This window comes from Acinetobacter rudis, assembly GCF_031157835.1.
In the GTDB taxonomy this organism is placed as follows: Bacteria; Pseudomonadota; Gammaproteobacteria; order Pseudomonadales; family Moraxellaceae; genus Acinetobacter; species Acinetobacter rudis_A.
In genome coordinates this window covers 179845-194545 of the sequence record NZ_JAVIDR010000003.1, presented here as the reverse complement: position 1 = coordinate 194545, position 14701 = coordinate 179845, and the positions used below count along the sequence as shown (strand labels likewise).

Here is a 14701-nt window from a genome sequence, read left to right as displayed (position 1 = left end):
CAAATATCTCAGCGCACAAAACAAAAACAGCAGAACTCAGGAACCTTAGGGTTCCTTTTTTATTTCTAGTAAAAAGGTAGAGATAACGACTAAAAGTGGTTATATCTATGAGAGTTATTCAATTTCATGTACTGCATTAAACACTTCTACAGGTTCAATACGCACAATTTTTTTACCAAAACTTCTTAACCACCAAACAAGCTGTGATGTAAATGGCACATGGGCACTTACACGCATTAACTCATCATTAACCTTTTCAATATTCTGCTGATTACAAAGCTGGCTTTCAGTGAAGTGCTGTGCATCAGATTCACTCATATAAAGTACGAGGTCAACATGATGTGTCGGTTGATTGAAGTCAACACGAAAACCAAGTGCACCAGATTCTATATAAGCATCAATATCAAAATTTACAGGGTGCATGGAGCGTGCCTCAAGCACTTTTGCTGTTTTAAACCGATGTAAAGCAAAGGTTTGTACTTCTGATTTATCATGACGAGTACAAATTAAATAGATGATAGAGCCTTTTTGAACAAGTGCTAGCGGGTTAAGAATATAGCTTCGATCTTCACCATGTGGGCCACGGGCACGATAAATACATTCTACTTGTTTGTCTTGTAATAAGCCTTCATAAATTGCTTGTTGAGCCTGACGTTCTACTGTTGGTGGAACTAAGGGTTGAGTCGCAGGCACAATACGTACACGATTAATCCATTGGCGGACATTGTTATGACTTGAGAGGTTGCGCCGTGCTAAATCAAACCAAGGCGTCATTTCTTCAATTAAACTAGGTGGTAAGAGATGTTTTAAATGTTCTTCAACCATCATAAAGGTAACAGCTTGCGAGCTGGTCATATGCGGTAAACTTTGAATGGGTGCATCAGATTGCCAGCGCCAGCCTTGGGGGACTGTCTTATTACTCTCAATTGGGAAACGCTGTGCAATTTGGTTTAGGTCACGTTGTATTGTACGTAGACTAATATCAATGCCTTCACGTTGTAAAATTTCTTGTAATTGACGAGTACCCATCCATTTACCCGTACTCAGTCGGGATAGGATTTGCCACTGACGATATAAGCTGTTGGATGTTTCTTTCTCTGGTGCAGACATAGGAAATTAAATGAGTTAAGTTAAGAAGATAGCACATTGGATACAATAGAAAAAAACCAGTGAAATGGCAAGCCTTGAACAAAAGCTCGTTCTTTATTTATCTTGATGTTATTTTAACTGAAAATGGGTGAAGCCAGTGAGCAAAGTGATCACTGGCTTTAAATGTTGGATTACTTATTAATAATACGACGTACGGGACGCTGGCTCAGACGACATAGTAGCTCATAGCCAATAGTTGAGTTGGCTTGTGCAACATCATCCACTGAACGATGTTTACCCCAAAGCTCAACTTTAGTACCAACTTTGACATCTAAATCAGTTACATCAATTGCAATCATATCCATCGATACTCGCCCAATCAGAGGCATTGTTTTACCTTGCACATAAACGTAGTTTTGTGAATGATATGCTCGAGGATAACCATCGCCATAACCAATTGAAACGACAGCTATACGCATTGATTTGGCTGCTTGAAAAGTTGAACCATAACCAACGTGTTCACCTGCTTGAATGTCATTCAAAGCAATAATTGCCGCATCAAATTGCATTACCGCTTGTAAATCAAGTTGACTGATTGCTTGATCAGCAAATGGGCTTGAACCATAGAGCATGATCCCTGGACGGACAAAGTCAAAATGAAGTTCAGGCCATCTAAAAATTGCGGCTGAGTTACAACATGAAGCTAAAATAGGGTCGCAAGCTGCTTTTACCTGTAGAAATTGCTGTTTTTGTTGCTCATTCATTGGGTGATCTGCATCTGCATTGGCAAAGTGCATGGTGAGTACACAGCAAAAGCCCTTGCTTTGTAGATTATGAATAATCTCAATGATTTCTGCGATTTTAAAACCTAAGCGGTTCATACCGCTATTGAGCTTGACCCATACTTTTAAATTTTGTGCTAAATAGGCATCAGCGTGTGCCAATAACCAATCGAGTTGTTGTTGATGGTGGATAACGAGCTCAATCCGTTGAGCAATTGCGACTTCCATTTCATCTTCTGTAAATACACCTTCAACCAATGTAATTGGTTGTTGATGACCAAGTTGACGAATTTCTAAAGCCTCTTCTAAGCAAGCAACACCAAATGCATCGGTTGCAGCAAGTGCATCTAGGCAATTGGCTACACCATGTCCATAGGCATTTGATTTGACCATGCTAACAACTTTCGCATGTGGTGCGAGTTGTTTTACACGTTGAAGATTATGTTGCAGTGCTTGTTGATCGATAGAGACTGTTGCTTGGCGCACCTGACAAACTCCTTGTACTAAGAGCGTGAATAAATAGTCATTTATTGGCACGGTCTTATATGAAATTAAAATAATATTTTCTATACAAACGTCATTGGCGAGGTATAGAGGTCACATTCTCGGCTATGTTTTAGTTCAACTTGTTGATTAGAAATTAAAACTTACATAAGTCATGCGGACCTTATTGTATGCCTATATGGAGTAAATTTATATATGAAACTGAATGACAATGCTACAGAAGAATGATTGTATTAATGGTCTTCTAAAGGGGGAACTTGAATAACAAATCCTGGGGTTCTTTGAGTATCGGTTTGAAAGCGAATATTGTAAGTTTTCACCACACCGCACGCCGTTATACGCCACTTTTCGTAAATCACTGTACTTGAGCTTAAGGTACTTTGATGAGGGTTCACTCTTTGACGATCAATCCGATCTATCTGATGACAGTTTGCATTGTGCCAAAGTGGAATGGCTTGCTTTAGGAGTGAGTTTTGAATTGTGATGAGCTGTTGCTCGTTAGCATGACTAAGACCATACACCTGACCTGTCGGTCTTGGGCTGGCGTTGCTGCAAGCAGACGTTAAACATGTGATTAAAACGATTACGATGCTTTTCATTTGAATAATGCTGCAAGATGGTACAAAGAAAATGTTTCAGATCGGAGGGCTATTATTATGAAAAAGATAAGCATCATACTGAAGTTATAGCTCACTATGATGCTCTTTTACAGATTATGATCTATTCTTCGTCATCATACTGGCTGTAGTATTCAGGAGAAAGGTTACTAAAACGTGTATATTGACCTTCAAAGGCTAAACGTACAGTACCAATTGGTCCATTACGTTGTTTACCAATGATAATTTCTGCTGTACCCATCTCTTTAGATTCTTTGTTATACACTTCATCACGATAGATAAACATAATTAAGTCAGCATCTTGCTCAATTGCCCCAGATTCACGTAAATCTGACATTACTGGGCGTTTATTTGGTCGGTTCTCAAGTGAACGGTTAAGCTGAGATAAGGCAATCACAGGGCAGTTCATCTCTTTGGCCAAAGCTTTTAGACTTCGAGAAATTTCAGAGATTTCCCCTACACGGTTATCTCCCATTCCAGGAACTTTCATTAATTGCAAATAGTCGACCATGATACAACCGAGTTTTCCACCATGTTGTTTGGCTATGCGGCGAGCCCGAGCACGTACCTCTGTTGGAGGAAGTGCTGAAGAATCATCAATATAAAGATGTTTTTCTTGCAACTGTAAAATGGTACCTGTAACTTTTGACCATTCGTCGCCATCAAGTTTACCTGCACGTAAATGACCTTGGTGCACCTTGCCATAAGCAGAAATCAAACGCATCGCAATTGAGTCTGCTGGCATTTCCATAGAATAAACCAAAGCAGGTAGATCACAGTTGAATAAGACACTTTCAACTAAGTTCATGGCAAATGTGGTTTTACCCATTGATGGACGAGCAGCGACAATAATTAAATCACCGCCTTGCATACCAGAGGTTTTATTATCAAGTTCAACAAAACCTGTTGTTAGTCCTGTGATGTTGCCTTCCATTTGTGATAATTCATTTAGTTTATCAAAGACATCAGCTACAACAGACGTAATGGGTTTGGGGCCTTGAGCTTTCGCATTATTATTGTGTTGTTCTGCAATAGAGAAAATATTAGTTTCAGCTAAATCAAGAATTTCAGAAACTTCACGTCCTTTGGTGTCATAGGCATTTTGTAGAATTTCATTACCCACTTTAATCATATTACGGAGCGTAGCAAATTCACGAATTTTATTGGCATAGGTTTCTAAATTATAGAAACTGGCTGGCGAATCTGCCATTAATTGCATGAGGTATTCTTCACCACCAATTGCATCAATTAGATTTTGCTTGATTAACCAGTCATTTACTAATACAGCATCGTATGGAGAGCCTTCTTGTGCCAATTTTTCAATAGCACGGAAAATATATTTGTGACGTGTTGCATAAAAATCTTGTTCTTTAAGTACATCACTGACTTGTTCAAATGATTCGGCAACAGTCATTAGAGCTGCAAGTACGGCTTGCTCAATAGCAAGGTTATGGGGTGGGGTACGAAATTCTTTTAATTGTGACTGTTCATTGTTTTGTTGGGGTGTACGTGATGTTACAGTAGCCGCAGCGGCAGTCGCCTGAGACATATAAGACCTTGATCATTAAATAAAACAAAAAATGAGTATTATTGATGCAATCTATTGATTGCCTCTACTCAGTACGGGGAATATCTACTTATATTAAAGCAAAAGTAGAGAAGTTCATAATTGAAAAACTGTTAGTCGGTGTAAGATGATGCAATAGGGGATTTAAGATCAGTTTTTAGTGATCATACTTTAATTTCCCCAAGTTTTCATCCATGTGAGATATTCAGTGGCATAGTGGTTGTCATTGAGTTGAGTAACAATTTCTTGTATTCGACTCATTTCAAATTCATAGTCACTGACAGTAAATAATAAAAAAATGTCTTGTTGAGTGAGTTGGCTAAAAAAATGTTCTTGTTTAAGTTTTAATAAAACCTCAATACAGCATTGATAAAGTTGATCTCTAAATTGCACCAGTTTTTCAGGCTGAGACAGATATTGGCTTACTGTATTACGAAGTTCTGTAGCAATTTGGTTGAATATAAGATCAGCACCTTGCATTTCATACGCCCATTCAGCAGGCTCAAATCGATAATAGTCTAGATCTTCTGGATCAATACTAGTGAGTGCAGTGAGACAATTTGTTGCAGGACAAACAGTCATTGCATTTTCATCACTATATAACGCAAATGCATAGATTCCTTCAGCTGCATGTTGTTGATATATTTCAGTGAAGGCTTGTTTTGTCGCTTGCTCAATTTTAAATTTAAGCTGATCAAAGTTCATGAGTAGAGCGTAATATCAAGGGCAGGGTCATTGTATTATATACATAAAAAAAGAGCATGCTAAAAGCATGCTCTTTTCTTGCGAATGCAGAATTACTCAGAAACGATAGTTACGAGTACTTCAGCAACAACATCATGATGCAATTGAATCGAGATGTTGAATTCACCAGTTTGACGAAGTGCGCCGTTCGGTAAACGAACTTCAGCACGGTCAACTGTAAGGCCAGCATTGGTCAAAGCATCAGCGATGTCACGAGTACCAATAGAACCGAAAAGTTTACCTTCGTCACCAGCTTTCGCAGTGATAACGATGTTTACTTCGTTCAATTGATCAGCACGTGCTTGAGCAGCAGCTAATACTTCAGCTTCTTGCTTTTCAAGTTCAGCACGACGTGCTTCGAAAGCAGCAGTGTTTGCTTCAGTCGCAGCAACAGCTTTAGCTTGAGGGATAAGGTAGTTACGGCCGTAACCAGCTTTCACAGAAACTTTATCACCTAGTTTGCCAAGGTTTTTAATGCGTTGTAATAAAATAACGTCCACAGATCACCTCACTTATGGTTGTCAGTGTAAGGGATCAAAGCCAAGTAACGAGCTTGTTTAATAGCAAGCGCGAGTTGGCGTTGATAACGAGCCTTAGTACCTGTGATACGGCTAGGAACAATCTTGCCGTTTTCAGTGATGTACTGTTTTAAAGTATCGATATCTTTGTAGTCGATATAAGTCACGTTCTCAGCTGTAAAGCGGCAGAACTTGCGACGACGGTAAAAACGTGCCATTGATGTTCTCCTTAAGCTTCAGCAGAGTCTTGAACTTGTTGTGCTTCTTCACGTTGAGCTTTACGCGCACGCTTTTCTTCAGCACTCTTAGCAAGCAATGACTCTTCAGTGATTGCATGCTCACGACGGATGATCAAACTACGAATGATTGCGTCGTTATAACGGAATAATTCTTCAAGTTCGTCAAGAGTCGTTTGACCACATTCAACATTCATAAGAATGTAATGTGCTTTATGAATCTTGTTAATTGGGTAAGCCAATTGGCGACGGCCCCAATCTTCTAGACGGTGAATTTGACCTTCAGCTTCTTTAATGTGAGAGATATAGCGTTCAACCATACCTACCACTTGATCGCTTTGGTCAGGATGTACCAAAAGTACGATTTCGTAGTGACGCATTGTCAGCTCCTTACGGATTATACAGCTTCAAAGTAAACACTCTGAAGCAAGGAGTCGCAGTCGACTAAGTCGATTGCGTCGCAAAAATTGCGAGGTCTGAATTTTAGAGGGTTTATCTCATAAATACAAGCATTAGCGATGCTAAATATGCATTTTTACAAAGGGCTCATTTTAAATAAGCATTCAAAACTAATTTTTCAGTAAGAAAACCACATATCCTTTAAAGTTTGGATCTGAGTCAAAATGCAGCGTATCGTCCCATTGCCCATGTTGAACAAGGCCTATTTTATAAGGAATTTTCATTGCTTCAATCCGTTTAACATAGCTTTGATAATTATCAACAGTGTGTCTCCCTTGATAACTTTGTATAACCAGTTCGTTAATATTTTCTTTTAATAAGCTAAGTGTTGCCGCATCTTGTACATTGGTCCAATCCATTAAGCCAGTGATGCTAATTTGGTAATCATTTGGCAAATGCTGGCGCAGTGTTTTTAAGAATAAGGCGTATTGATAGAGTGCTTGAGTTTTACTATCAAAATCAATCTGTACACCAACAACCTGATTGGAATGATTGCGCCAAGTATTCAGCCTACGAATGATGAGCTGAAAATGTTCATTAGACCAATTTAGATCATGATTACGAAATACTAACCAAATTTTTTGTTGGGGTAATGTCTTCGCTGCAATCCCTTGGGGTTGAAAAATGACTTTTTGCTGCCTTTTTTGATAAGCGAAGTCTCCTTGTAAAATATACAAAGTTTTTGCCTGAGATAAATAAGGTGCACTACGAATATCTCCCCAAATCCAGAAAGAATGATATTGATTGGCATCAATCCGGACTGGTTTACTAAGTGCAATATGACTCCAAAAACAGAGTATGAATATGAAGATGAGGCTAGTACATATAGCCCCAAGAGATCGAGAATGAACAATTAATTGAGCGAATTTGCGCATGGCCTACCAATAATATTTTAATGATTTCGCCCAACTACTTTGAGGATAGTCTCTTTTTAATTGATCAAACCATTGTTTACGTACTGTTTTGGGAACCTCTTTGTCTTGGCAATCGTTAAATCCAGATGGTGCATAGCATTGTACTGAACGATAAAGTGCATAGGCCGTCAGCTCGGATTTTTGTTTGGTTGCAATAATATTTTTATAGACTTGTCCGCGAGTAAACACTGTACCGTTAAAAGCAAGTGGACGAGGACTTTCGAAATCGAGGTGTTGTAAAACGCTATACGCATTTTCACTACGCATATATTCAGCGAGACATGTTTGAAGTGTAAGGTCTTGTGGATTTTTTTCCAAAGCTTGGCTGAGCTTTGGAAGTGCTGCACATTGTAATGTTGGGCTAATCGTATGACCATTCCAAATCAGGTGAGCAAATGGGGGCTTATTTTGATATTTATTTTGAGGGCTTTGCCAAGCTTGGTATTGATTTGCATCTTTTGGCATTTGCTCATAGTAACGATTAAATAATGCAAAATTTTGATAACCTAAGGATTTAGCCAATAACACGAATAATGCCGCTTGTTTCTGTGCTTCATTTGCCTCAGAAGATTGAATGATCTTTTCTAGGCTTTGTTCATTAGCATGAAACAGTATAAAGTCACGTTGTAAATTGACTTGGCTAATAAGCGGTCGCTTACCTATAAAGGATTGGTAGTTTTGTTGTTGGTTTAAAGATTGTGCTAAGGCAACCTCAAATAATCCACGCTGGTTTGTATTTTTACTCTGTTTAAGTAGTTGAGTCCAATATGAAGCTGCTTGATGAGGAGTCGTTTTTTCTAAGATTAATCCTTTTAAAAAGGCTTGACTAAGATCAAGGTGGCTATTTAAAGAAAAACTTTGAGGTAAGTAGGTGAGAGCATCAGCCGCTTTATTTTGAACATAAAACAAATGGCTTGCTTGTAAATATTTAAATAATTCTGGCTGAGTTTTAAATTGATTTTTTTGTGCATTAAGCATAGACCAAGTTAATGCTTTGAAATTTGGATCATTACTATCACGCATTTGCATTAAATCATGCACTGCAAGTAATAACGGGTCATTTAGATTATTTTGATTAAAATGACTGCTTTGAAAAATACGTCGATCAATTTCTGCTGGAAGTTCAGCTATATTAAGGTTGTAACGAGGGGATTGGCTATTGTGCATTTGCCAAACAATTTCATTAATGAGTAGGTCTTGGCGACCTGCTAACCAAAAATAACGTCTTAATAACCCCTGAGCACTGGCAACATATTGGCCATGAGGATAAAGCTGTAAATAGGTAAGGATATTGTCTTGTACACTTTTTAATAATTGTGGATTAATTTTATTAATATCTATATCACCATATTGGTCTACTCCTGTTGCAAATGCACTATTTAGACTACTGCGTATAAGCATATATTGTGCAGTTTCTTTAATCCAAGGATCTTCTACTTGACTTAAAACAGTATATATTTTAGTTGCTGCAGAATAGTTAGCATTGTAAAAGGCGATACTTGCATTTATGTAAGAAGCATATTGTTGTGCTATTTGTGACCATTGCTGATCCACAGCGATAAATTGATGTTTATCATCACAGCTTTGAACTTGGTTACGTGCTTGGATAAGGATTTTCTTTTCTGAAGCTGAGAGTTTAGGGTGTTGTTGGATTTGGGCATTAAACTGTTTAGCTGCATCGGTTAAGTTTATGCAACGTTCATCAAATATATATTGAGATGCTTGTGATGTTGTAACATTACGCTGGTTGGCCACTTTATTTTGAGTCAAGGCTAAAAAATTTTTTGCTTCAAAGGGAACATATGCATAATTAGCAGACCAAATATCTTGGTCGATATGTGTTTCTGTTTCGAGTCGCGCTAGCCCTAGATCAGTTAATAATAAAAGTATATTGGTTTTGTTGTCATTGCCCGGTGTAAGAACCGGGAGGTTACTACATTCATTGTAGGAGCGGCTATCTGTTAGATCAAAATTAGGACTACATTCCATTTCCATGCCTGCTTGTGCAGATAAGCTATAACTTAATGCAAGTGGGGTTAGGCTTAGAAATAGGGCACGTTTAAAGTAGAGGTGCTTAAGTAATAACATAAAAAGATATTTTTGATTTAAAAGATAAATCTGATCATAACAAGCTTGAGAAAGAGATTAAATAATAGTTTGAAGAATGATCTATATAATACAATCACTGCATTATTTTTAAATGAGAGCAAATATTATGGTGTATTCATTATTGAGAAGAATAAAACAAAAAAAAGATAGAGAAGATCTCTATCTTTTAAAACAGGGGTAAATGCGGAGCATTACTCATATAAGTAAAGCCAAAACTTATACTCAAAGCAGTAACCAGAATTACTGAATAGAGGAAGTAGCGTTTTGCCCAGAGTTGATCGTTTTCTGCCTTGAAACCAATAATTGATAAATAAATCCAATACGCACAAAGTGCATTAAAGATAATTAAAAATAAAATGTTGGTATAGCCAAAACAATAAAGACCATTTAGTACTGCCGTAAATAATAATACATAAATCAAGCATTCTACTTTGGTGCGATACACTGAACGTGCCACAGGTAAAATCGGAATGTTCGCATTGGTATAATCTTCCAAACGATATATTGCGATACCCCATGAGTGTGGCATTTGCCAAAGCGCATAAGCCAAAAACACAAGCAATGCAGCAATATCAAATTCATTGCTTACAGCAGTGTAACCAATGACTGGTGGACTCGCCCCAGAGATACTGCCAATAATGGTTTGATGAATACTGGTTCGTTTTGTCCAAAGACTATAAAACACCACATAAACAACAAAACCAACTACAGCAAAACCGAATGCATAAGCATTAACAAAAAACCACAACAAGCCAAAGCCTATTGCACCAAGCACAGTTGCAAAGATTAATGCGATAGTGGGGGTGATGGTTTTTTTGACCAGTGCTCGGTTTTGAGTACGCTGCATTTTATGGTCAATGTCTTGATCGATTACATTATTCACGACGCAACCCGATGCAACAACACAGGTTGTTCCAAGGAGTGTAATCAGGAGTAAAAGGAAATCGACTGAGCCTTGGGCGGCTAAAAAGAAGCCGCCCAAGGTGGTAACGAAGTTACCAAACAGAATTCCTGGCTTAGTCAGGAATAAGTACTTTTTTAACATGACAATCAGTTTAGATCATCATATTAGAGTGTAAGTAGTTCATGATCCATACTGAACCAATGAGCAATACAGCGATTGTCATGATGGTATAGATAAATGCAATTACGTTCCAACGTTGTTCAGAAGATGAGTTCATGTGTAAGAAGAACACCAACTGAACAAGAACTTGGGCAATAGCAGTGATTGCAATTGTGGCAACAATTGAACCGCGGCTAAAGTTATCTGCATGCATAACCATGTAAAAAGGAACAATGGTTAATAATACAGAAACAATAAAACCAATACTGTATTGCTTAACGTTACCGTGCGATGCACCAGCCGAGTTATGATCGTGACTCATTATAGAACTCCCATCAAATAAACTACGCTGAATACACAGATCCAAACGATGTCAAGGAAGTGCCAAAACAAGCTTAAGCAAGCAAGGCGACGTGTATTTGCAGTCGTTAAACCATATTTTTTGATTTGAATCATCAATATGATCATCCACACTAAACCAGAAGTCACGTGGATCCCGTGGGTTCCGACTAAGGTAAAGAATGAAGATAAGAACGCACTCGTTGTAGGTCCATGGCCTGCGTGAACAAGATGATTAAACTCATAAAGTTCCATGCCAATGAATGTTGCACCAAACACCCAAGTAATTGCCAACCAAAGTAAAACTTGGCCAACATTTTTCTTGTAAGACGCAAGTACGGCAAAACCAAACGTTACTGAAGAAATCAAAAGAGCGAATGTTTCAACTAAAACAAAGCCTAATGAATCACCAAACAAGTCTTTTGCACTTGGCGTACCAGCAGGTATATGGCTGCTTAAAACAGCGAACGCGATGAAGAGTGTACCGAAGATAATCAAGTCACTCATCAAGTAGGTCCAGAAACCAAAGATGGTGATGTCACTATCATCATGATGATGTGCATCGTGTCCATGGTTGTCGTGATGAAGTACTTCAGCCATTTCCTTAGTCCTTCTTCAAGTGTTTTTCAAGTAGGGCATAGCGTTCGTTTTCGATACGCTCAACTTCTGCAGCTGGAACATAGTAATCTACTTTCTTAGTGAAAGAGCTCACGATGAAGCTGACAATTGCGCCAACGAAACTAACAGCGACTAACCACCAAATGTGCCAGATGAGTGCAAAACTGAGTACAGTAATGAACGCAGCAATTACAAAGCCAGCAGCACGGTTAGTTGGCATATGAACGTCTTCGTATTTTTCAGGACGTACATAAGCAATACCTTTTTCTTTGTCTTCCCAGAAGCTGTCGATACAATCGCTCTTCGGTAGGTAAGCAAAGTTATAGAAAGGTGCTGGAGATGAAGTTGCCCATTCTAAAGTACGTGCATCCCATGGATCGCCTGTGTAATCCATGTTGTCTTTGCGTTGTAAGAAGCCCATGATGATTTGCATTAAGAAACATGCAATACCCAAAGCAATGAGAACAGCACCAACTAAAGCAATCGCTAAGTATGGGTCCCATTCAGGGTTGTCATATGTATTCAAACGACGAGTCATACCCATGAAACCAAGGATATAAAGTGGAATGAATGCAAAATAGAAACCAGTGAACCAGAACCAGAATGCTGCTTTACCCCAAGCTTCGTTGAGTTTCCAACCAAACATTTTTGGCCAGTAGTAAATGATACCGGCAAACATACCGAATACCACACCACCGATAATCACGTTATGGAAGTGAGCAATTAAGAATAGTGAGTTATGTACTAAGAAGTCCGCAGGTGGAACCGCCATTAATACACCAGTCAAACCACCAATACCGAAAGTCACAAGGAAGCCAAGTGTCCAAAGCATTGGAGATGTATAAGTTACACGACCTTTATACATGGTGAATAACCATGAGAAGATCTTAACACCAGTAGGGATAGCAATAACCATCGTCATTAAGCCGAAGAAGGCGTTAACGTTGGCACCGGCACCCATAGTGAAGAAGTGGTGAACCCATACAATGAATGACAATACAGTAATTGCAACAGTCGCATAAACCATTGACTTGTAGCCAAACAATGCTTTGCGGCTATAAGTTGCAGTGATTTCTGAGAATAGACCGAATGCTGGCAATACCAAGATATAAACTTCAGGGTGACCCCAAGTCCAAATCAAGTTCACGTAAAGCATTGGGCTACCGCCAAGCTCGTTAGTGAAGAAGTGGAAGCCGAAGTAACGGTCAAGTGACAACATTGCAATCGTTGCAGTCAATACAGGGAATGATGCAATAATCAATACTGCTGTACAAAGTACAGTCCAAGTAAAGATTGGCATATCCATAAGTTTCATGCCAGGAGTACGCATTTTAATGATGGTAACGAAGAAGTTAACACCAGTTAAGAGTGTACCAAGACCTGAAGCTTGTAGTGCCCAAATGTAGTAATCTACACCAACACCAGGAGAGTATTGAATACCAGAAAGAGGCGGGTAAGCCATCCAACCAGTTGCTGCGAATTCACCCAATGCAAGTGATACCATTACAAGTGCAGCTGCGCCAGCAAATAACCAGAAACTTAAAGAGTTAAGTAATGGGAATGCAACGTCACGCGCACCAATTTGTAAAGGTACAACAATGTTCATCATTGCAACTACAAGTCCCATTGCAACGAAGAAAATCATAATTACACCATGCGCAGTAAAAATCTGGTCATAGTGTTCTGGGTGGAGATAACCTTCACCGCCACCACGGGCGAGGAAAAGTTGTAAACGCATCATGATCGCATCAGCAAAACCACGTAGTAACATGATGATGGATACGATGATATACATGATACCAATTTTTTTATGGTCTACTGAAGTAAACCATTCATTCCATAAATAGCCCCATTTCTTAAAGTATGTTACACCTGCAAAAACAACAAGTGCACCCAATACCATAAGTGCAATGGTAACTTGCACGATTGGATCGTGCGGAATGGCGTCAAAACCTAACTTTCCAAACATGTGTTATTCCTCTGCAGAAGCCTTCGCATGTTCAACGTTTGCATGAGTATTTGCTGCAGAGTGATCTGCACCATGATAGTTACTCATATATCTGTTAATCACCGACTCGAACAATTTAGGTTCAACTGAAGAGTAATATGTCACAGGATGTGGCTTAGTTGGGTAAGTCCCTTCAGCCGCAATTTTCGCTGCTTCAGCTTTTTCTTCTGGTGTTACAGCACGAGCGACAATATGCTCAATTTGAACTTTTGCACGATGGCCGTCACGCAAGCTTGCAAATTCAGTTTGGTCAAGAAGACCTTTTTGAATTGCTGCTGGGTTAACTTTAGTGCCTTCGTTTGCTTTAACTGCTGCTACCCACGCTTGATAATCCGTTTCAGTCATACTGTATGCTTTGAAACGCATTTGTGAGAAACCGTAACCGCTATAGTTTGAAGAGAAACCGCGGAATTCACCGGTAGAGTCAGCCATGATGTTCAGGTGAGTTTGCATACCCGCCATTGCATAGATTTGACCAGCTAACTGAGGGATGAAGAATGAGTTCATCGTAAAGTTAGAAGTTAAACGTAAGCTAACCGGAGTTTTTTCTGGGAAACGCATTTCGTTAACAGTTGCGATTTGTTCATTAGGATAAATAAAGATCCATTTGTACGCTTCAGCAACAACTTGAATGTTAACAGGTGCTTTTTCAGATTCAATCGGACGGTATGGGTCATACTTGTGGGAACCCCACCAAGTTAACCAAGCTAAAATACCAATAATAATGACTGGTACACCCCAAACAACGACTTCGATCGTAGTTGAATGTGCCCATGTCGGTTCATAGTCTGCATCTTTATTTGACGCGCGATATTTCCAACCAAACCACAATGCCATAATAATTGACGGAATAACCACCAATAGCATTAGGCCAATCGCTTTCATCATCAGATCACTTTGACCTGCTGCGACTGGACCTTTAGAGTTTAGAAGTACTATATCACCACCGCAACCTGTTAAAAGTACGGCAAGCGTTGATAAAGACAATACAGCTAAAATTGTTTGTCTCATTTTACAACCTCGGTGAAGAGTCCCATTCCCTATAATATGGGATAGCGATTGTAGTGCCTCGAATCATACACATTTGTGTTTTACATGAGTAAATATTCGGGCACCGCTACGTTGTAGGGGATT

Annotated in this window: 15 protein-coding genes; all 15 read right to left on the bottom strand. The window is 39.0% G+C overall.

The features are described from left to right. Positions 1-114 precede the first annotated feature (114 nt). Positions 115-1110, bottom strand: coding sequence for a helix-turn-helix transcriptional regulator (locus RFH42_RS04840; RefSeq protein WP_308974455.1), 996 nt, complete (start codon positions 1108-1110; stop codon positions 115-117). 170 nt (positions 1111-1280) lie between these two features. Then, positions 1281-2357: an alanine racemase gene (alr, locus tag RFH42_RS04835; protein WP_308974454.1), complete on the bottom strand. Its 1077-nt coding sequence runs from the start codon at positions 2355-2357 to the stop codon at positions 1281-1283. Positions 2358-2608: 251 nt separating this feature from the next. Beyond that, positions 2609-2974, bottom strand: a complete 366-nt coding sequence (locus RFH42_RS04830) for a hypothetical protein (protein ID WP_308974453.1) — start codon at positions 2972-2974, stop codon at positions 2609-2611. A 121-nt stretch (positions 2975-3095) separates the two neighbouring features. Further along, a complete protein-coding gene (dnaB, locus tag RFH42_RS04825; RefSeq protein ID WP_308974452.1) occupies positions 3096-4541 on the bottom strand; it encodes a replicative DNA helicase in 1446 nt (481 codons plus the stop codon). A 189-nt stretch (positions 4542-4730) separates the two neighbouring features. Then, on the bottom strand, positions 4731-5264 hold the full coding sequence (locus RFH42_RS04820) for a DUF4303 domain-containing protein (protein ID WP_308974451.1): 534 nt from the start codon (positions 5262-5264) through the stop codon (positions 4731-4733). A 92-nt stretch (positions 5265-5356) separates the two neighbouring features. Then, positions 5357-5803, bottom strand: a complete 447-nt coding sequence (gene rplI / locus RFH42_RS04815; protein WP_308974450.1) for a 50S ribosomal protein L9 — start codon at positions 5801-5803, stop codon at positions 5357-5359. A gap of 8 nt (positions 5804-5811) precedes the next feature. Further along, positions 5812-6039, bottom strand: coding sequence for a 30S ribosomal protein S18 (rpsR, locus tag RFH42_RS04810; RefSeq protein WP_004719336.1), 228 nt, complete (start codon positions 6037-6039; stop codon positions 5812-5814). Positions 6040-6050: 11 nt separating this feature from the next. Continuing rightward, positions 6051-6437, bottom strand: coding sequence for a 30S ribosomal protein S6 (gene rpsF / locus RFH42_RS04805; protein ID WP_016656107.1), 387 nt, complete (start codon positions 6435-6437; stop codon positions 6051-6053). 189 nt (positions 6438-6626) lie between these two features. Next, the gene (locus RFH42_RS04800; protein ID WP_308974449.1) at positions 6627-7391 is read right to left on the bottom strand and encodes a DUF3142 domain-containing protein; all 765 of its coding nucleotides are present in this window, start codon (positions 7389-7391) and stop codon (positions 6627-6629) included. A 3-nt stretch (positions 7392-7394) separates the two neighbouring features. Beyond that, positions 7395-9518: a hypothetical protein gene (locus RFH42_RS04795; protein WP_308974448.1), complete on the bottom strand. Its 2124-nt coding sequence runs from the start codon at positions 9516-9518 to the stop codon at positions 7395-7397. A 187-nt stretch (positions 9519-9705) separates the two neighbouring features. Next, positions 9706-10584 (bottom strand): heme o synthase, encoded by an 879-nt coding sequence (cyoE, locus tag RFH42_RS04790; protein WP_308974447.1) that lies wholly within the window; start codon positions 10582-10584, stop codon positions 9706-9708. A gap of 10 nt (positions 10585-10594) precedes the next feature. Further along, a complete protein-coding gene (gene cyoD, locus RFH42_RS04785; RefSeq protein WP_308974627.1) occupies positions 10595-10927 on the bottom strand; it encodes a cytochrome o ubiquinol oxidase subunit IV in 333 nt (110 codons plus the stop codon). Next, positions 10924-11541: a cytochrome o ubiquinol oxidase subunit III gene (gene cyoC, locus RFH42_RS04780; RefSeq protein ID WP_308974446.1), complete on the bottom strand. Its 618-nt coding sequence runs from the start codon at positions 11539-11541 to the stop codon at positions 10924-10926. The genes cyoD and cyoC overlap by 4 nt, the downstream gene beginning before the upstream one ends. A gap of 4 nt (positions 11542-11545) precedes the next feature. Next, positions 11546-13528 (bottom strand): cytochrome o ubiquinol oxidase subunit I, encoded by a 1983-nt coding sequence (gene cyoB / locus RFH42_RS04775; RefSeq protein WP_308974445.1) that lies wholly within the window; start codon positions 13526-13528, stop codon positions 11546-11548. A 3-nt stretch (positions 13529-13531) separates the two neighbouring features. Beyond that, entirely contained in the window at positions 13532-14578 is a 1047-nt protein-coding gene (gene cyoA / locus RFH42_RS04770) for a ubiquinol oxidase subunit II (protein WP_308974444.1), read from the bottom strand. Positions 14579-14701 lie beyond the last annotated feature (123 nt).

Bases quoted from the DNA above. Each gene is read 5' to 3' on its own strand.
- cyoC (WP_308974446.1), bottom strand. From the start codon at position 11,541: ATGGCTGAAGTACTTCATCACGACAACCATGGACACGATGCACATCAT.
- RFH42_RS04800 (WP_308974449.1), bottom strand. From the start codon at position 7,391: ATGCGCAAATTCGCTCAATTAATTGTTCATTCTCGATCTCTTGGGGCT.
- rpsR (WP_004719336.1), bottom strand. From the start codon at position 6,039: ATGGCACGTTTTTACCGTCGTCGCAAGTTCTGCCGCTTTACAGCTGAG.
- cyoE (WP_308974447.1), bottom strand. From the start codon at position 10,584: ATGTTAAAAAAGTACTTATTCCTGACTAAGCCAGGAATTCTGTTTGGT.
- cyoB (WP_308974445.1), bottom strand. From the start codon at position 13,528: ATGTTTGGAAAGTTAGGTTTTGACGCCATTCCGCACGATCCAATCGTG.
- RFH42_RS04795 (WP_308974448.1), bottom strand. From the start codon at position 9,518: ATGTTATTACTTAAGCACCTCTACTTTAAACGTGCCCTATTTCTAAGC.
- rpsF (WP_016656107.1), bottom strand. From the start codon at position 6,437: ATGCGTCACTACGAAATCGTACTTTTGGTACATCCTGACCAAAGCGAT.
- cyoA (WP_308974444.1), bottom strand. From the start codon at position 14,578: ATGAGACAAACAATTTTAGCTGTATTGTCTTTATCAACGCTTGCCGTA.
- RFH42_RS04840 (WP_308974455.1), bottom strand. From the start codon at position 1,110: ATGTCTGCACCAGAGAAAGAAACATCCAACAGCTTATATCGTCAGTGG.
- dnaB (WP_308974452.1), bottom strand. From the start codon at position 4,541: ATGTCTCAGGCGACTGCCGCTGCGGCTACTGTAACATCACGTACACCC.
- RFH42_RS04830 (WP_308974453.1), bottom strand. From the start codon at position 2,974: ATGAAAAGCATCGTAATCGTTTTAATCACATGTTTAACGTCTGCTTGC.
- RFH42_RS04820 (WP_308974451.1), bottom strand. From the start codon at position 5,264: ATGAACTTTGATCAGCTTAAATTTAAAATTGAGCAAGCGACAAAACAA.